Origin of the sequence: Salipiger abyssi (genome assembly GCF_001975705.1) — a bacterium.
Taxonomy (GTDB): domain Bacteria; phylum Pseudomonadota; class Alphaproteobacteria; order Rhodobacterales; family Rhodobacteraceae; genus Salipiger; species Salipiger abyssi.
This window is the reverse complement of sequence record NZ_CP015093.1, coordinates 343,252-360,755: the sequence shown is the minus strand read 5'-3', so window position 1 is coordinate 360,755 and position 17,504 is coordinate 343,252. Positions and strand designations below refer to the sequence as shown.

Here is a 17,504-nt window from a genome sequence, read left to right as displayed (position 1 = left end):
CGCTCGTCCCCGCCCGTTTCTGCCCGCTCCGCTCTACCCGTTGCGGCGCGCGATGGAAAGCCGCTGCTCAGGGCGTGGCGGTAAGGCTGCGCAGAAAGGCGCCAAAGGCGCTGATCGCGGTGTCGAGCGCCACCATGCCGGGGTCGTTCACCGTGAGCGCTGCGCAATAGTCGCGCCCGTCCGCGTCGCGCAGCAAGGCGGTGAAATTCAGCACCCCGGTCTCCGAGCCGCCCTTGTAGGCGATGCGCGTCCAGGGCGCGCCCGGGGGCACCGGGCCGGGATTGACCTGCATCAGCGGCAGCTCCGCCAGTGGCGCGCCGAGCGCGCAGAGCCGTTCCAGCGGCAGGGTCCATTCCAGCCCGTCCACATGCGGCCCGGTGACCGCCGCGACCGGCGGCAGCGTGCGGGCGGCGCGCGCGGCGAGGGCAGGGCGGTCTGAGACCTCTGCCGCCAGCCACTCCCTGCGCAGATCGGCATCCGCCTTGAGCCCGAAGAATTCCCGCGTGCTCAGCAGATCGCCGGGGGCGAGCCCCAGCCGCGCCGCCACCGCATCGCGCCCCAGCGTATCGAGCAGCAGATCGGTGGCGGTGTTGTCGCTCTCGGCGATCATCGCCAGCGCCGCCGTGTGCAGCGTCACAGGCGCGTCTTCGGGGAAATCCTGCATCCGCCCGCTGGGCAGCGAGCGGTGGTGGGCCCCGATCCGCAGCACATCCGCCCAGTCGCGGCGCCCGGCGGCGATCTGGTCGGCCAGCACCGAGAGCACGCCGAGCTTGAAGGCCGAGCCCACCGCCAGCGCCTCTCCGGCGCGATGTGCGGCCAGCGTTTCACCCTCGCGCAGCGCCAGCCAGGCCACGTCCTGCCCGAGCTCCGACAGCAGCGCCTCCGCTGCCGCGAGATCGGCGACGCGCGGCTCGGGTGTACCGAACCAGAGCAGCGCCACGCGGCCCCCGGCATCGAGGCCGATCCGCGCCGGCACGCGGTGCGTTTCGGTGAGCACCGTATAGCCGTCGCCCGAGGTCTCGATTCCGGTCACCGGGCCGAGCTGTTCGCGCAGCCCGCCAAGCACCTGCTCCAGCGCCGGGCGCGGCACCTGTTGCAGAAAATCCGGGGTGAACTCCGTCGCCGCCGCACCGTCATCCAGCAGGGCGCGCAGCACCGCATCCGGCGCGGGCGCCGGCTCGGCAGAGGCCGCGCCTGTGCCGAGCAGCATCGCGAGGGCCATGAGAAGGCCTCTCATCGGCGCGCGCCGCGGGACGGCGGCGCCATGTCAGCCAATCTCCTGGAGCCGCGCCAGCGCGTCCTTGAGCTTGGCCTCTTCCTCTTCGCGCGCGGCGAGGTTGTCGCGGGTCTCCTCGACCACCTCCTCGGGGGCGCTTTCGATGAATTTCGGGTTCTTCAGCCGGCCGCGCAGCCCGCCCAGCTCCTTGGCGAGCTTGGCGAGTCCCTTTTCGAGCCGGGCCTTTTCCTCCTCGACGTCGATGATATCGGCCAGCGGCAGGCCAAAGACCGCGCCGCCCACCGGCACGGTGACCGTGCCCTTGGGGAAGCTCTCGACCTTGGTGAGGCTTTCGAGCCGCGCCAGCCGCTTGATCAGCGTCTCGTTATTGGCCCAGGCGGCCTCGCCGGCGGCGTCGATCTCACTCACCAGCACCGGCACATAGAGCCCCACCGGCACATGCATCTGCGCCCGCGCCGAGCGCACGCCCTCGATCAGCGAGATCACCCAGGTCATCTCCGCATCCGCCGCCGGGTCGAGCAGGTCTTCGGTGGTGTAGACCGGCCAGTCGGCATGGATCAGCATCTTGGAGCGTTCGCCCAGCGTGCCCCAGAGCTCTTCGGTGATGAAGGGCATGATCGGGTGCAGCAGGATCAGGCACTGGTCGATGACCCAGGACATGGTGGCCTGCGTCTCGGCCCTAGCCGCCGCATCCTCGCCTTGCAGGAGGGGTTTGGAGAACTCGACATACCAGTCGCAGACCACACCCCAGACAAAGGCGTAAAGCGCCTGCGCCGCGTCGTTGAACCGGTATTCCTCCAGCGCCGCATCGACGGTCTCGCGGACACGGGCGGTCTCGCCCAGGATCCATTTGTTCACCGTGGCCTGCGGTTGCGGCATGCCGCCCCCGAGCCCCACCGCCTCATTCATCTCGGCAAAGCGCGCGGCGTTCCACAGCTTGGTGCCGAAATTCCGGTAGCCGGCGATGCGCTGCATATCGAGCTTCAGCACGCCGCCGAGGCTTGCCATGGCGGCATTGGTAAAGCGCAGCGCGTCGGCGCCGTATTCGTCGATGATCTCAAGCGGATCGACCACATTGCCGAGCGACTTGGACATCTTCTTTCCCTTGGCGTCGCGCACGAGCCCATGCAGATAGACCGTGTGGAACGGGATCTCGTCCACCACGGCGAGCTGCATCATCATCATGCGCGCAACCCAGAAGAACAGGATGTCCTGCCCGGTCACCAGCACGTCGGTGGGGAAGTATTTCTCCAGCTCGGGGGTCTTTTCCGGCCAGCCCAGCGTGCCGATCGGCCAGAGGCCCGAGCTGAACCAGGTGTCGAGAACGTCCGGATCGCGGAAGACCGGGATCGCCTGCGCGCGCTGACGCTGATCGACGCCGGTGTAATCGGTGCCCTGCGACAGCAGATCGGCGAGCAGATCCTCGGCAGCCGCCGCATCCTCGACGAGGAGGAACTCGGTATCCTCGCCGAAGAATCCGAAGAAATCGCGCATCTTGGCCAGCGCCTCTTCCTCGGTCGCGGCACAGAAGCTGCGCCATTCGCCGCCAAAGCCGGGGGTGTGCCAGACCGGGATCTGATGCCCCCACCAGAGCTGACGCGAGATGCACCAGGGCTCGATATTCTCCAGCCAGTGGTAATAGGTCTTCTCGCCACTCTCGGGCAGGATCTTCACCGTGCCGTCCTTCACCGCGTCGAGCGCGGGCCCGACGATCTTGGCGGTGTCGACGAACCACTGGTCGGTGAGCATCGGCTCGATCACCACCTTGGAGCGGTCGCCAAAGGGCTGCATGATCGGTTTCGACTCGACCAGGGGCACCCATTGCGCCTCTTCGTCGCGCGCCTCGCCGCCCTCTTCGGGGGCGACCGGCGCTTTGCCCGCCGCAGCGCCGAGCCGCGGGTCGGTCACCTCGGTCATCACCGCGAGACCCTCTTCGGTGATCTCGCGGATCACCGCCTCGCGCGCGTCGAACCGGTCGAGCCCGCGCAGATGGTCGGGCACCAGGTTGATCGCATCCGCCTCGGCCTCGGTCAGCTCCAGCTCGCCGCGCGCGACCTGCTGCGCGATTTCGGCGCAATCCGCATAGGGCTTGCCGTCCTCGCGCATGGTGCCGCGCGTGTCCATCAGCCGGTACATCGGGATGCCGCCGCGCTTGGCGACCTGATAGTCGTTGAAATCATGCGCGCCGGTGATCTTCACCGCGCCCGAGCCGAAATCGGGATCGGGATAGTCGTCGGTGATGATGGGAATCAGCCGGCGGTGTTCCTTCGGCCCCACCGGGATCTCGCAGAGCTTGCCGACGATGGGCGCATAGCGTTCGTCCGAAGGGTGCACCGCGACGGCGCCGTCGCCCAGCATGGTCTCGGGGCGGGTGGTGGCGATGGAGATGTAATCGCGCTCCTCGCGGAAGAGCACGTTGCCGTCTTCATCTTTCTCCAAATACTCATAGGTCTCGCCTCCGGCGAGCGGGTATTTGAAGTGCCACATATGGCCCGGCACCTCGATATTCTCGACCTCGAGATCGGAGATCGCGGTCTCGAAATGCGGATCCCAGTTCACCAGCCGCTTGCCGCGATAGATCAGCCCCTTGTCGTACATGTCGACAAAGACCTTGATCACCGCATCGTGGAAATTGCCCTCTTCGCCCGCGGGCGCCCCTTCGGCGCCGGACATGGTGAAGGCGTTGCGCGACCAGTCGCAGGAGGCGCCCAGCCGCTTGAGCTGGTTGATGATGGTGCCGCCGGATTGCTGCTTCCATTCCCAGATCTTCGCGGTAAAGGCCTCGCGCCCCATCTCGCGGCGGGTGGCGTTGGAGGCGTCCCTGGCCAGTTCGCGCTCGACCACCATCTGGGTGGCGATGCCCGCATGGTCCTGACCGGGCTGCCACAGCGTGTCGAAGCCGCGCATGCGGTGCCAGCGGATCAGGATATCCTGCAAGGTGTTGTTGAACGCATGGCCCATATGCAGCGAGCCCGTCACATTGGGCGGCGGGATCATGATGCTGAAGGTTTCAGAGCGCGAGGCGTTGGCCCCGGCCTTGAAGGCGCCCGCCTTCTCCCATGCCTCGTAGATCCGCGCCTCGGCCTGGCCTGCGTCGAATGTCTTTTCCATCGCCATGGGTGTCTTCCCGTGCCTGCATCTGTCGTCCCGTCTCGTCTATCGAAAGCCGTGGGGAAGGGGAAGGCCGCGAATCCGGGCCGTCCTCCGGCGGATGAGCGGTCATGAGCAGGGGGGGAGAAAAGGAAACGGCGGTGCCCAGGGAGGAGGAGAGGGCACCGCCGTCGATTTTCCGGACACCCCAGGGAGGAGGAGAGGGGGTCCAGAAACTGGTGAGCCTCGCGGCTCTTGTTGTGGTGTGCGACGGGGCCAGGGAGGAGGAGAGGCCCCGTCGCGGTCACGAAAGACCCAGGGAGGAGGAGAGGGTCTTCGTTCCGGTGGGGCATCGGGCCCCTATGTTCGGTGCGGCGGGGTCAGGGAGGAGGAGAGACCCCGCCGCGTATCGAAGGCCCCAGGGAGGAGGAGAGGGGGCTCCGAAACTGTCGGGCGTTCAGCCCGGATGTAGGGTGCGACGATGCCAGGGAGGAGGAGAGGCACCGTCGCTGACACGAAAGACCCAGGGAGGAGGAGAGGGCCTTCGATGTCGTCTAGGGCATTTCTGCCCCTTGATCTTTGCGGCGGCGGCCTCGGGAGGAGGAGTGAGGCCGCCGCCGATATCCGAAGGGCTCAGGGAGGAGGAGAGAGCCCTTCGAAACCAATTCCTATGTCTCAGGCCCCGTAGGCGGCCTGCCAGGAGATCCGGCGGATCATCGAGCGGTTCAGCCCCAGATCGCCAAGTTCCCGGTTGCTCAGCGCCGCGAGTTCGCGGAACGTCTCCTTGTAGAGACGGCGCCGTGCCAGATGTTCGCGAAGACCTGCGGCGAGATTGGCGAAGCGTCCGGTCACAGCGCTTTGGCTGCGGGAGGTCTGTTCGGTTGCGTATGCCATTTGCTTAACTTGCCTGCGTCGGTCTATTGCGTTGTTGGGATCAATCTGGGGCAAATGCTGCAAGTGCACAATCCCGCTAAGCCACAATGCCGCTATGCGGAAAACGCATAGGGTTTTTGGCGGGGAGCTGAGCGAAAGCAAGGCGTTAAGCGTAATAATTAGGCGCAATCTGGGCGAGGATTGCATCCACCGCAATGTGACCTTACGTCGGTTTGCGTATAGGGAAAGGACGAGACATGAGCCGGACAATCGAGGCGGTGAAGGCCGAGCTGGAACGGCTGCCGCTGCCCGACGGGGGAAACCTGATTTCCAGAGACATGATTCGAGCTTTGAGCGTCGAGGGCGGCGATGTCCGCTTTGTCATCGAGGCGCCGAGTCCCCAGATCGCCGGCCAGATGGAGCCGTTGCGCTTGGCGGCGGAAAAGCTCGTCGCGGCGATTCCCGGTGTGCAATCCGTTCGCGTGGCGCTCACCGCGCATACGCCGGCGGCCGCGCCCAAGCCGCCCTCGCTGAAGGTCGGCGGCCATCCGCAGCCGCAGGAGGGCCGGATGAACCCGCCGGGCGTCAAGGCGGTGATCGCCATCGGCTCCGGCAAGGGCGGGGTGGGCAAATCCACGGTGTCGTCGAATCTCGCCGTGGCGCTGGCCAGGGCGGGCAAGAAGGTCGGTCTGCTCGATGCAGATATCCACGGTCCCTCGCAGCCGCGCATGTTCGGCGTGTCGAAGCGCCCGGCGAGCCCGGACGGCAAGACCATCATTCCGCTGCACGCGCATGGGGTGACCCTGATGTCGATCGGGCTCATGCTGCCCGAGGACAAGGCGGTGGTCTGGCGCGGGCCGATGCTGATGGGCGCGCTTCAGCAGATGATGATGCAGGTGGAGTGGGGCGAGCTCGACGTGCTGATCGTCGATCTGCCGCCGGGAACCGGCGATGTGCAGCTCACGCTGGGGCAAAAGAGCGATCTTGCCGGCGCCATCGTGGTCTCGACGCCGCAGGACGTGGCGATGCTCGACGCCAAGAAGGCGCTTGACGCTTTCGAGACGCTGAAAGTGCCGGTGCTCGGGCTGATCGAGAACATGTCTCTATATAAATGTCCCAATTGCGGCCACGAGGCGCATCTCTTCGGCGAGGGCGGCGTGGCGGCAGAGGCGGAGCGGCTTGGCCTGCCGGTGCTGGCCAATCTGCCCATCGACCTGGAAACCCGGCTCGGCGGCGATGCCGGCACACCGGTGGCGCTTGGCGATGGCGTGATGGCGCAGGCCTATGCCCAGCTCGCCGACCGTCTGATCAAGGGCGGTATCGTCTGACCTCTCATGGCGGGGGCCGCTACGGCCTCCGCCTCAGCGCCGCCGGGTCCATTTCACCGTGGTTTCCCACTCCAGCGTAAAGCGCCCCGCGCCGCCATGGATCTCGCAGAGCGCGCGCAGATCCTCCAGCACCCGGCCCAGCCCCATGCGGCGCACCAGCGCCCAGACCGTGGCACGGGTCAGGTAGAGATCTATCAGCCCGTGAGCCTCCATCTCCTGCTGCCATGAATAGGTGCGCGACTTGCCCGAGCGGAACGCCTCGAGCGCGCCCAGATCGCGCACCGTGGGCTCCTTGGAGCGTTCGCGCGCCTGGAAATCCGACACCTCGACCGATTGCTCGGCGACATAGGCGTCAAAAGCCGCGACCAGCGGGCAGGGCACCCGGCGATTGCGCAGCAGCGCCAGCACACCGCCCGGGGCGAGCACCCGCGCGGCCTCGGTGAAAAATGCCGCGCGGTCGAACCAGTGAAAGGCGGCGCAGGCGGTGAGCAGCCCGGCGGAGCCATTGGGCAGGGGCAGCGCCTCGGCGGCGCCCTCATCGACCTGCACCCTTGGTTCGTCGCGAAAGCTGCGCGCCAGCACCCGGCGCATGTCGCGCCCGGGCTCCACCGCCATCACCAGCCAGTCCTGCGGCAGCGCCGCGCGCAGCGCGCGGGTGGAATTGCCGGGGCCCGCGCCGACATCGACCGCGATGCGGGCCGGGCTGTCCACCTGTGTCGCCAGATCGGAAAACGCCGCCACCGGATAGCCGGGCCTGTGCAGCGCATAGGTCTCTGCCAGACCCTCGAAGCGTTCGGCGGCCTCGCAGATCACAGCCCGAAGCCCCGCGCCGCATGCGCCACGCGCCCGGCCCGGAGCGTCAGAACCGGCGCCGGCGCGCTGCCCTCGGGCCAGTCGAGCAGCACCAGATCGGCGCGCTTGCCCGGCGCGATCTCGCCCCGGTCGTGCAGCCCGGAGGCCTTTGCCGGGTTAGCACTGACCAGCTTCCACAGCGCGTGCAGCGGTGCCAGGCCCTCGGCGCGCATCCGCGCCACGGCGGCGAGCATCGCGGGGTAGTAGTAATCGGAGGCGAGGATATCGCAGAGCCCGCGCGCGGCCATGTCGGCGGCGCCGGGCGAGCCGAGATGGCTGCCGCCGCGCGCCGCGTTGGGCGCGCCGAAGACGATCCAGTCGCCGGCCTCGCGCGCCGCCCGCGCAACGGTCTCGTTCATTGGAAATTCGCTGATCCGCGCGCCATGGCCGCGATAGAAATCGCGGGTCTCGATCTGGGTGTCGTCATGGCTGAGCATCGGCGCCGCCACCGCGCGCGCCTGGCCGCCGACCTCGGCGATGGCGCCCGCCACCTGCGGGCGCCGCTCCCAGACCTCGCCCAGCAGCCGCAGATAGGCGGCGGCGTCGATGCCGGCGCGCGCGGCGCGTTTCTCGAACTTTCCGGCGGTGGCCATCAGCGTGAGGTCGATGGACGGGTAATCGGCCACGAGGTCGAAGGGCCGCTCCTGCAAGGGAATCGCCGGGTCGAGCATCGCCATGGAGGTGTGATCGTTGAACGCCACCGAGGGGGTCAGCGCGCCCGAAAGGGCCCGCGCGATCAGCGACCGCGCCTCGAAACAGAAGGTCTCCCAGCGCAGTTGCAGCCGGTTCTCCGCCGCCAGCCGTGGTTCCAGCGCCGCCAGCCGATCAAGGATGCGCGTTGCCTGATCCACCGAGCGCAGCCCGGGCTCCCACGAGAGCGTCAGCGCGTGATAGGCGGTGGCGATGCCGTTGGCGGCAAGCTGCCGGTCGGTCTCCATCAGCGCCATGTCGAGCGGAAAGAACACGCCCGGACGCGGCATGAGCTGGCGCTCGAAAGCGTCGCCATGCACATCCACCAGCGCGGGGGCCAGTGTCAGCCCGCGCGCGTCGATGCGGTTTGCGCCGTCCGGAGTACTGTCGAGCCCGGTGATATGCCCGTTCTCGACACGCAGCGACACGCGCGCGGTGCTATCGGGCAGGACAACCTCGGCGCCTTCGAAAATCATGGCCATCGTCGGGGGCTCCCTGAGTGCGTCCGGAGCAGCACCCCGACGCGGATTGATCCGAATGAATTTCTGGCGCTGGCAGGTGACCGGCGCATTTCGGTTTTGTGACGGTTTTGCTGCGCTTCTATGATGCAAACGTGACGTGGCAAAGCCCGTGTGGGACGGTTTCCAGGCATGGAAACAGCGTGAAACCGGCAAGCGCTTGATTTTCCGTCACCCGGGGCGATGGCCTTCACGAAAGCGACAAGAAGCGGCGATACAAAATTCATCCGGATGTGTTCAAGCCGTCATCTCGCACGGCGATGCTCCGGCCTCATGGAACACGCATCGCTTCGCCTCACCTCGCTCACGCGCCGTTTCGGCGGCAACACCGCCGTCGACCGCGTGACGCTCGATATCCCGCAGGGCCAGTTCGTAGGCGTCATCGGACGCTCCGGCGCGGGCAAATCCACCTTGTTGCGGCTGATCAACCGGCTGATCGACCGCAGCGAGGGCCAGATCCATCACGGTGACACCGACGTGACGGCGCTCCGTGGCAAGGCGCTGCGGCAATGGCGCCGCGACTGCGCGATGATCTTTCAGCAGTTCAACCTGGTCGACCGGCTGGATGTGCTGACCAACGTGCTGGTCGGGCGGCTGGCGGAGCGCGGGTTCCTCGCCTCGATGGCGATGAACTTCACCGACGAAGAGCGCACGCTGGCGATCCAGGCGCTCGACCGGCTGGATATGGCGCCCAAGGCATTGCAACGCGCCGGCACGCTCTCGGGCGGGCAGCAGCAGCGCGTGGCCATCGCCCGCGCATTGGTGCAGCGCCCGCGCATCATGCTGGCGGACGAGCCAATCGCCTCGCTCGATCCGGGCAACGCCACCCGCGTGATGGAGGCGCTGCGCAATATCAACCATGAGGACGGGCTGACCGTTCTTGTGAACCTGCACACGCTCGACACCGCGCGCGCCTATTGCGACCGCATCATCGCGATGCGCGAGGGCCGTGTGATGTTCGACGGCACCGCGCACCAGCTCACCGACGATGTGGTGCGCGACATCTACGGCTCGGAGGGACTCGCCGAGTTCAACGAGGCCGTCACCTCGACCACGGTCACGCGCAACCCGGCCCTGACGCCGGCGTGATTGTGGCCCCCTCACAGCTTCTGACATATCTCAGGGAGACACCCGTTATGAAACTCTTCACCACTGCCGCCCTTGTGGCGCTCATCGCCGCCCCCGCCATGGCCGAGGGCTGGAAGGATGACTATCAGGTCATCAAGTTCGGCATCCTCTCGGGCGAGAACGAGAAAGACCGCCTGATGCGCAACGAGCCGCTGCGCACGTATCTCGAAAGCCAACTTGGCGTGAAGGTCGAGATCTTCACCGCCGGTAACTACGATGGCGTGGTGCAGGCCATGGCCGCCGACCAGATCGAGATCGCGCGCTTCGGCTCCTCCTCCTACGCGGCCGCCTATACCGCGACCGAGGGCGGCGTGCGCCCGATCCTCACCACCACCAAGAAAGACGGCAACACCGGCTACAACTCCATCGTCGTGACCCGCTGCGACAGCGGCATCAAGTCGCTCGACGACGCCAAGGGCAAGGTCCATGCCTTTGCCGATCCCGACAGCACCTCGGGCTATGCGGTGCCCTTCTTCAACATGAAGGAAAAGCTGGGCATCGACCCGGCCAGCTATTTCGCCGCCACGCCGTTTTCCGGTTCGCATGAGGCCGGTGTGCAGGGTGTCGTCAACGGCACCTTCGACACCGCATCGACCTATCAGAACAACGAGGTCGACGGCATCCCGCAGCGCATGGTCTCCAAGGGCATGATCGAGGATGGTGTGATCTGCACCATCTGGGAAAGCCCCGAGATCACCGTTGGCCCCTGGGCCGTGCGCAACAACCTGCCCGACGAGATGGTCGAAGACATCACCGTCGCGCTGGAGAACTTTGCCGAGAACGATCCCGAAGGCTTCAAGCTGGTGACCTCCTTCGACCCCGAGGATGCCAACCCCGACAGCGATTACATCCGCGTCGATCACGACCGCTATCAGTGGATCGTCGACATGCGTCAGTGGATCAAGGAACAGCGCCGCGGCTCGTAAGCCAGGGCAGACAGGCAGACCGGGGCGCATCATGCGCCCCGGTTCTTTTGTGAGGGGGCAGGCATGAGCGATGTAGCGGAGCTGACCGCCTATCCGCCGGTCAGCGGACCGAGCGCGATTTCGGCGTTCGAGCGCGATTTCACCGCCAAACGCAAGGCGGCGCGGATCAACTGGGCGCTTGGCACGGCGGTGTTCGTGGCGCTGTTTATTGCCACAGCCTGGCTGGGCGATTTCTTCAAGGTCACGCAGGTGACGCTGCCGGACGGCTCGCGCGACTGGCGCTGGATCGTCCCGGCGGGCATCCCGCGACTGGGCGAATATATCGAGAAAACCCTGCCAGTGCTGCGCTGGGAGAGCCTCGGCGCCGATCTGGCGGAATGGTTCTGGCGCTGGCGGATCTGGCTGCGGCTGCTGGTGGAAACCATTCTCATCGCCTTCATGGCCACCACGCTGGGGGTGATCGGCGGGTTTCTGTTGAGCTTTCCCGCCTCGCGCAACCTTGCGCCCAACCGCTGGGTGCTGTGGATCTGCCGGCGCTATCTCGAGATCGCCCGCACCGTGCCCGAGCTGGTCTGGGCGCTGATCTTTGTCTTCTGCTTTTCGGTCGGGCCGATGGCCGGTGTCATGGCCGTGGGGCTGCACGCCACCGGCGCGCTCGGCAAGCTTTATTCGGAAGTGAACGAGAACATCGACATGGCGCCGCTCGAAGGCGTCAAGGCGGCGGGCGGCAGCTGGTTCGATCAGATCCGCTATGGCGCGGTGCCGCAGGTGCTGCCCAATATCATCAGCTACACGCTGCTGCGGTTCGAGATCAATGTCCGCTCCTCCTCGATCATCGGCTATGTCGGCGCCGGCGGGCTGGGGCAGGAGTTCCGCACCGCCATGAGTTTTCAGGAATATACCGATCTGTCGGCGCTTTTCGTCATCATCTTCGTAACCGTGGTCGTAATCGACTTCGGCTCGGAAAAGCTGCGCCACCGGATCATCGGGCTGGAGGGACGGTCATGAGCGTCACCGATCTCGATATCGCGCGGGCCAAGGCCACGATGCCGCTGGCCTTCCGCGCGCCGCTATCCGTGCGCCTGCGCCGGGCGGCGCTCTGGGCGGGATTTCTGGGGCTCATTGTCTATTGCATCTGGGCCTTCGACATCACGCCGGCGCGGATCTGGACCGGCATGCAGCGCTTTGGCGATGTCGCGGGCTTCATGTTCCCGCCCTATGTCTGGAAAAGCTGGGAGGCGTTTTCCGAGATCCTGAAAGGGCTGGGCGAGACGCTCTCCATGGCCTTTCTCGGGACGCTGCTGGGCGCGGTCTTTGCCTTTCCGCTGAGTTTTCTGGGGGCGAAGAACATCAACCGGCTGCCGTTTCTGCGGCTCTCGGTGCGGCGCGGCTATGACATCATACGCGCCTTCGAGACGCTGATCCTGGCGCTGATCTTCATTCGCGCCTTCGGGCTGGGGCCGCTGCCGGGCATCCTTGCGATTGCCGTCAGCGAGATCGGCACCTTTGCCAAACTCTTTTCGGAAGCGATTGAGAACACGTCGGAAAAGCCGGTCGAAGGGGTGAAGGCCTCGGGCGGCTCGCGCGCCCAGCAGATCCGTTTCGGCACCTTGCCGCAGGTGCTGCCGGTGCTGTTCTCGATCCTGCTCTACAATTTCGAATCCAATGTGCGCTCGGGCACCATTCTGGGCATCGTCGGTGCCGGCGGCATCGGCTTCCTGCTCTCCGACCGCATCAGCGCCTATCGCTGGGACGAGGCCTGGTCGATCATCTTCCTGATCATCCTCATGGTCTATGTGATCGACTTTCTCTCGGCCAAGATCCGCGCGCGCATCATCGGCGACTGGGGAAGCGCAAAATGAAAATGCTGTCAGAGGCGCCGACGATCCACGAGACCTCCAGCGTCGTCGATTGCACGCTGGGGAGGTGGACCGAGGTGCAGGCGCATGTCTCGATGCGTGAAGTGGAATTCGGCGACTATTCCTATATCGTCAAACACGGCAATGTCGTCTGGTCGAGCATCGGCAAGTTCTGCTCGATTGCCGAGGGCGCGCGGATCAACCCGGGCAACCACGCCACCTGGCGCGCGGCGCAGCATCATTTCACCTATCGCGCGGCGCAGTTCGGGCTGGGCGAGGATGACGAGGCGTTCTTTCAGTGGCGCCGGGATCACTGGGTGAGCATCGGTCATGACGTGTGGATCGGCCATGGCGTGACGGTGCTGCCGGGGGTGCGCATTGGCGACGGCGCCGTGGTGGGCGCGGGGGCGGTGGTGTCGAAGGATGTGGCACCCTACACCATCGTCGGCGGTGTCGCGGCGCAGCCGATCAAGCGCCGCTTCACCGAGGCGCAGGGCATGGCCTTGCAGGAGATCGCCTGGTGGGACTGGTCGCACGAGGCGCTGCGCGCGGCGCTGCCGGATATCCGGCGGCTGAGCATCGACGCGTTTATCGAGAAATATCGGCGGTGAGAGAGCGGTGGGCAGGATTGCCCACCCTACGAGGCATTGGCATTTTCAGGAGCCGTGCGAAGAGATCACGCCACGCTGTCCCGCTCCACCAGCGTCACCGGGATATGCTCGCAGGTGGATGCCGCTTCGGCGGGGCGGTCCACTGCCTCCAGCGTGGCGCGGGTCAGCGCGTCGAGCGATTGGCGGATCGTGGTCAGCCGGTGCGAAGCCCAGCCCGAGACCGGTGCATCGTCAAACCCGATCACCGACAGATCCCCCGGCACCGCACGCCCCAGCTCGGCCCGCGCAGTGTTTAGCACGCCGAGCGCCAGTTCGTCGGTGACGCCGAACACACCGTCGAGCCCGGGCCGGGTCAGCAGCGCCCGCGCCGCCGCGCAGCCGGTCTCATAGCGGTTGGGGCCTTCCGCCCACCGGGTCACCGGGATGCCGTGGCGGGCCATCTCCGCCTCGAAGGCCTCGGCGCGTTCGGTCTTGGCCGAGGTGCGAGAGCCCGAGATCACCACCGCCACATTGCGGCAGCCTGCCGCGATCAGCCGTTCTGCGGCCAGCCGGCCGCCCTGCGTGGAATCCGCCTGGATCAGATCGGCGAGCGTGCCTTTGGGCGGGGCGGGGCGGTTGATCAGCACCATGCGCGCCCCGTTACGAGCGCAAAGCCGGATCAGATCGTCCGGCGCCGCGCCCGACAGCAGCACCACCGTGCGCACCCGGTAATCCAGCAGCCGCGCCAGATCCGCCGCGCCGCCCTGCGCGCTGTTCATCAGCAGGCATTGCAGCCCGCGCGCGTGCAGCCCGGCGCTCAGCGCGTCGAGCTGTGCCGAGATATAGGGGTTGCCGAGATTGCCGCCGACCACGCCCACCAGATCCGAGCGCGCCTGATGCAGCGTCTGTGCCAGCCGGTTGACGCGATACCCCAGCTCTTCGGCGGCGGCGAGGATGCGCGTGCGCGCAGTGGCCGAGACCTGCGCGCCAGGTGTAAACGCCCGCGACACCGCCGAGCGCGATACACCCGCGCGCCGCGCCACATCCGCCGCAGAGACAAAGCGCCGCCGGTCGCTCATCGCGCGCAGAGCCCCCGGTCGAGCACCTCCTGCGCCAGCGCCAGCATCGGCGGCAGGGGATAGGTGTCGTCCGTGCCGCGCAGTGCACGCAGATGCGCAAGGGCTGTGGCAAGATCGGGGTATGTGGCGGGACGGCGCAGATGCAGCCAGAGCGCCAGCACGGTGACGGAACGCGAACGCCCGCCCCGGCAATGCACCAGCAGCCCGCCGGGACGGTGGGCGGGGTAGTGCGGCTTGCCCGGTGTATAGCCCGCCGCCAGCCCGTCGATCAGCTGCACGGCGGCGGCCAGCGTCTGCGGCGCGTTGCCCGCCCCGTCGATCATGCCGATCTGATAACGCCGCACCTGCGTGCCGTCGGACAGGACGAGCGGGCCGGGAAAGATGTTCATCGCCAGGTTCAGTGTGGCGGTGATGCCGTTCTTATGCAGCGCCTGCGCATCCTCGGCGGCGGGCAGGTTGCCGAGCCAGAGCGTGCCCAGCCCCGGACCGGGCGTCTCGCTTGCGCGATAGAGCAGCGGGCGCGCATCCTCGCGCGCCTCATGGGCGGGGGTATCGGTTGGCAGGGCATGGCGGGTCATGTGTCAGACCTCCAGAGAGGGGGCGCGGCAGAGCCGGGGACCGAGCGCGGCCACGAGGTTCGGCGCGGTATCGAGATCGACGAAGGCGGGCAGGACACGGGTCGCGCCGGTGCTGTCGGCCAAAGCAACCACGTCGGAGCGGCGCGGATGCACGTTCCAGCCCATCCAGCGGGCGCGGCCCTCGGCGATCATCGCGTGCGCCGGGCTTGTCTGCGGCACATGGCCGGAGAAGACAAAGCGAAACCCGCCCCGGTCGCGTAGCGCGGCGGGCAGGCCTTCTTCGGCATTCGGCCCCGAAGCAACGATGATCTGTCCGGGGCGGGCGGTGTCCGCACTCGCCTCGGGCGGGCGGGAACCGGTGAGCCGCAGCATCTCCTCGGCGACCTGCGCGCAGGCGTGGACCTCCAGCCCCCGCGCGGAGAGCGCCGCAACCATGTCCGGCCCGCGCCCGTCCGCCGGGCAGGGCAGCACGGCGCCGCCTTCTGCGGCGTCTGCCAGCGCGGCGACCTGATCGGAGAGCGCCTCTTCGCGGTCGCCATAGGAGGCATCCGCCAGCACGGTGGCCGCACGCGGAAACGGATCGCAGACCAGCAGCGCCGTTTCGGTGCTGAAATCGCCGGTGTAGAGGAAACCGCCGCGACTCGTCTCGAACCGCATCCAGATCCCGCCCGGAGCGTGCCCGGCTCGGCCCGTTTCTACGGTGACACCCAGCACGTGGGTGCATCCCCGTTCGGGCAGGGCATGGGTCTGCGCCGGGCGCAGCGCGGGGGGCAGCTGGCGCAGGGTCTCGGCGGAGGCAAAGACCGGCGGCGCGCCGATCTCGTCCAGCCGGTCGAGCGCGCCGATATGGTCGCCATGGGCGTGGCTCAGCAGGACCGCGTCGATGCGGCCCGCGCCGGAGAGGTCGGGGCGCTCGCCCGCCTCCAGCCCGGTGCCCATGTCGAGCAGCAGCCGCTTGCCCGCGATCTCCAGCAGGAACACGGCGGCGCTCTTGCGCCCCAGCCCGCTCAGGGCGGTCAGTCGCGCCATGGCAGCACCCCCTCGGGCAGACGGCGCCCGACGATCAGGCTCAGCCCCATCAGCACCAGCACCAGGAGCACCATCAGGCAGCCGACAGCGGCGGCCAGCGTCGACGACCCCGCCTCTTCGAGAAAGATGATCATCGGCCCGATGGTCTGGGCGCGCGACGAGACCAGCAGCACCGAGGTCTGGATCTCGTTGATCGCCGTCATGAAGACGAGGATGCCGGCGGCCATGGCCGAGGGCGCGAGCGCGGGCAGCACGATGTCGCGCAGCCGCGCGAAGATGCCCGCGCCGGCGAGTTGCGCCGCCTCGTCGAGCCCGCGCTCGATCTGGGCATAGCCGCCGAGGATCGGGCGCAGGGCGAGGGCGAGGTAGTTCGAGAGATAGGCCGCGAGGATAACCCAGACCGTGCCGTAAAGCCCGGTGCCGATCAGCGGCAGGGGGCGTAGGAAAAACAGGATCATCGCCACGCCGATGATGATGCCGGGCAGGGCGTAGGCAAGCTCGGAGGCAAGCCGCAGCATCCGCGCCACCCAGCCCTTGCGCCAGACCAGCACATAGCCGAGCGCCACCGCCACCGGGATCAATACGGCCACGGTGAGCAGCGTCAGCCAGAGGCTGGTGGCAAAGGCCTCGCGGATGCCCTCGTGGTGAAAGAGCGCATTGGCGAAATTTTCGAAGGTGATGGTCTCGGCGTTCAGCGGCTGGCCGTAGCCGCGCACCAGCGCCGTGCCGAACAGCGCCGAGAGCGGCAGCACGAGGCAGGCGAGCAGATAGGCCCAGGCGGTCGCCTCGATGGGCAGGCGCCAGCGCCCCAGCGCCATGCGCGGCGGGCGCTGCGCCGCATCGACCCGCTGGTCGCCGCGCCGCCCGAGCCAGGCGGTGACCGCCATACCCAGCACCGTCAGTGCCGCCAGAAGCAGCGCCAGCAGCGCCATGTCGTTGAGCGCCGAGGGGCCGTAGGAGCTGAGCCGGCGATAGATGAGCGTGATCAGCGTGGAGACGCGGGCGGGAATGCCCAGCATCGCCTGAATGCCGAAATTGCCGATGGCCGAGACAAAGGCCAGCGCCGCTCCGGCAAAGATGCCGCCCCGGATCAACGGCAGCACGATGTCCCGGGTCAGGGCGACGCCACCGGCGCCATTGGCGCGGGCAGCTTCGAGCAGCGAGGCGGGCAGGCGTTGCAGGCTGGCGCGGACCGACAGGAACACAAGCGGCGCGTTGTAGAGCCCGAGCAGAAAGATGATGCCGCCCATGGAATAGAGCGGATGGCGGGTGCCCGGCGGCAGCGACAGGCCGAGCGGGCCGAGAATGGGGCTCGCGGGCGAGAAGGCCTGGATCCAGGCAAGGGCTGTGACCTGCGGCGGGATCATCAGCGGCAGCACGAAGCCGAAGACCCAGAGCGTGCGGTTGCGCATGTCGGTGAGCCCGGTCATCAGCGCCGCGAGCGTGCCGGTCACCGTGGCGAGCAGGGTGGCGGCGACGGAGATCCAGATCGTGTTGACCACCGCTTCGGCCACCCGGCGTCCGCCGAGGATATCGGCGATGCGGGCCGCGTCGAAACTGCCCTGCGGGAAGAGCGCCGCATAGGCCAGACGCCCCAGCGGCACGATGGAAAGCACCCCTACGAACAGCACCAGCGCGAGCAGCAACAGCCGCTCGCCGCCCGGAGCCCGGGGGAGACGAAGCGCCCGGTAGGGGCGCTTCGGGGTGTTGTCGGCGAGGCTCAAGGG

Annotated in this window: 15 protein-coding genes; 6 read left to right on the top strand and 9 right to left on the bottom strand. The window is 67.5% G+C overall.

Annotated elements, in window-relative coordinates:
• Positions 1-67 precede the first annotated feature (67 nt).
• The 3 genes from Ga0080574_RS05380 to Ga0080574_RS05370 form a co-directional block, all read right to left on the bottom strand.
• Entirely contained in the window at positions 68-1,222 is a 1,155-nt protein-coding gene (locus Ga0080574_RS05380) for a serine hydrolase (RefSeq protein ID WP_083716779.1), read from the bottom strand.
• A gap of 45 nt (positions 1,223-1,267) precedes the next feature.
• Entirely contained in the window at positions 1,268-4,354 is a 3,087-nt protein-coding gene (locus tag Ga0080574_RS05375; protein ID WP_076695831.1) for a valine--tRNA ligase, read from the bottom strand.
• Between the two features lie 648 nt (positions 4,355-5,002).
• On the bottom strand, positions 5,003-5,221 hold the full coding sequence (locus Ga0080574_RS05370; RefSeq protein ID WP_076695830.1) for a DUF1127 domain-containing protein: 219 nt from the start codon (positions 5,219-5,221) through the stop codon (positions 5,003-5,005).
• Positions 5,222-5,457: 236 nt separating this feature from the next.
• Here Ga0080574_RS05370 and Ga0080574_RS05365 point away from each other — a divergent pair, with 236 nt between their 5' ends.
• Entirely contained in the window at positions 5,458-6,528 is a 1,071-nt protein-coding gene (locus Ga0080574_RS05365; protein ID WP_076695829.1) for an Mrp/NBP35 family ATP-binding protein, read from the top strand.
• Between the two features lie 33 nt (positions 6,529-6,561).
• Here Ga0080574_RS05365 and Ga0080574_RS05360 read toward each other — a convergent pair whose 3' ends face one another.
• Both Ga0080574_RS05360 and Ga0080574_RS05355 read right to left on the bottom strand, forming a co-directional pair.
• The gene (locus Ga0080574_RS05360) at positions 6,562-7,341 is read right to left on the bottom strand and encodes a class I SAM-dependent methyltransferase (RefSeq protein WP_076695827.1); all 780 of its coding nucleotides are present in this window, start codon (positions 7,339-7,341) and stop codon (positions 6,562-6,564) included.
• Entirely contained in the window at positions 7,338-8,552 is a 1,215-nt protein-coding gene (locus tag Ga0080574_RS05355) for an alpha-D-ribose 1-methylphosphonate 5-triphosphate diphosphatase (protein ID WP_076695826.1), read from the bottom strand. The genes Ga0080574_RS05360 and Ga0080574_RS05355 overlap by 4 nt, the downstream gene beginning before the upstream one ends.
• A 309-nt stretch (positions 8,553-8,861) precedes the next feature.
• Between Ga0080574_RS05355 and phnC the strand changes: the two genes are divergently transcribed.
• The 5 genes from phnC (at position 8,862) to Ga0080574_RS05330 (ending at position 13,112) form a co-directional block, all read left to right on the top strand.
• Positions 8,862-9,677 (top strand): phosphonate ABC transporter ATP-binding protein, encoded by an 816-nt coding sequence (phnC, locus tag Ga0080574_RS05350; protein ID WP_076695825.1) that lies wholly within the window; start codon positions 8,862-8,864, stop codon positions 9,675-9,677.
• A 47-nt stretch (positions 9,678-9,724) separates the two neighbouring features.
• Positions 9,725-10,642: a phosphonate ABC transporter substrate-binding protein gene (phnD, locus tag Ga0080574_RS05345; protein ID WP_076695824.1), complete on the top strand. Its 918-nt coding sequence runs from the start codon at positions 9,725-9,727 to the stop codon at positions 10,640-10,642.
• A 63-nt stretch (positions 10,643-10,705) separates the two neighbouring features.
• The gene (gene phnE, locus Ga0080574_RS05340; protein ID WP_076695823.1) at positions 10,706-11,650 is read left to right on the top strand and encodes a phosphonate ABC transporter, permease protein PhnE; all 945 of its coding nucleotides are present in this window, start codon (positions 10,706-10,708) and stop codon (positions 11,648-11,650) included.
• Complete coding sequence (gene phnE, locus Ga0080574_RS05335) at positions 11,647-12,504, top strand: phosphonate ABC transporter, permease protein PhnE (protein ID WP_076695822.1); 858 nt, start codon at positions 11,647-11,649, stop codon at positions 12,502-12,504. The genes phnE (Ga0080574_RS05340) and phnE (Ga0080574_RS05335) overlap by 4 nt, the downstream gene beginning before the upstream one ends.
• A complete protein-coding gene (locus tag Ga0080574_RS05330; RefSeq protein WP_076695820.1) occupies positions 12,501-13,112 on the top strand; it encodes a DapH/DapD/GlmU-related protein in 612 nt (203 codons plus the stop codon). The genes phnE (Ga0080574_RS05335) and Ga0080574_RS05330 overlap by 4 nt, the downstream gene beginning before the upstream one ends.
• A 65-nt stretch (positions 13,113-13,177) precedes the next feature.
• Here the strand turns inward: Ga0080574_RS05330 and Ga0080574_RS05325 are convergent, their stop codons facing one another.
• The 4 genes from Ga0080574_RS05325 to Ga0080574_RS05310 are packed head-to-tail and all read right to left on the bottom strand — an operon-like array spanning position 13,178 to position 17,501.
• Positions 13,178-14,170 (bottom strand): LacI family DNA-binding transcriptional regulator, encoded by a 993-nt coding sequence (locus tag Ga0080574_RS05325; protein WP_076695819.1) that lies wholly within the window; start codon positions 14,168-14,170, stop codon positions 13,178-13,180.
• The gene (locus tag Ga0080574_RS05320) at positions 14,167-14,748 is read right to left on the bottom strand and encodes a dual specificity protein phosphatase family protein (protein WP_076695818.1); all 582 of its coding nucleotides are present in this window, start codon (positions 14,746-14,748) and stop codon (positions 14,167-14,169) included. Before Ga0080574_RS05320 ends, Ga0080574_RS05325 begins: the two co-directional genes overlap by 4 nt.
• 3 nt (positions 14,749-14,751) lie before the next feature.
• Complete coding sequence (locus Ga0080574_RS05315) at positions 14,752-15,777, bottom strand: MBL fold metallo-hydrolase (RefSeq protein ID WP_076695817.1); 1,026 nt, start codon at positions 15,775-15,777, stop codon at positions 14,752-14,754.
• The gene (locus tag Ga0080574_RS05310) at positions 15,765-17,501 is read right to left on the bottom strand and encodes an ABC transporter permease (RefSeq protein ID WP_076695816.1); all 1,737 of its coding nucleotides are present in this window, start codon (positions 17,499-17,501) and stop codon (positions 15,765-15,767) included. The genes Ga0080574_RS05315 and Ga0080574_RS05310 overlap by 13 nt, the downstream gene beginning before the upstream one ends.
• Positions 17,502-17,504: the final 3 nt, after the last annotated feature.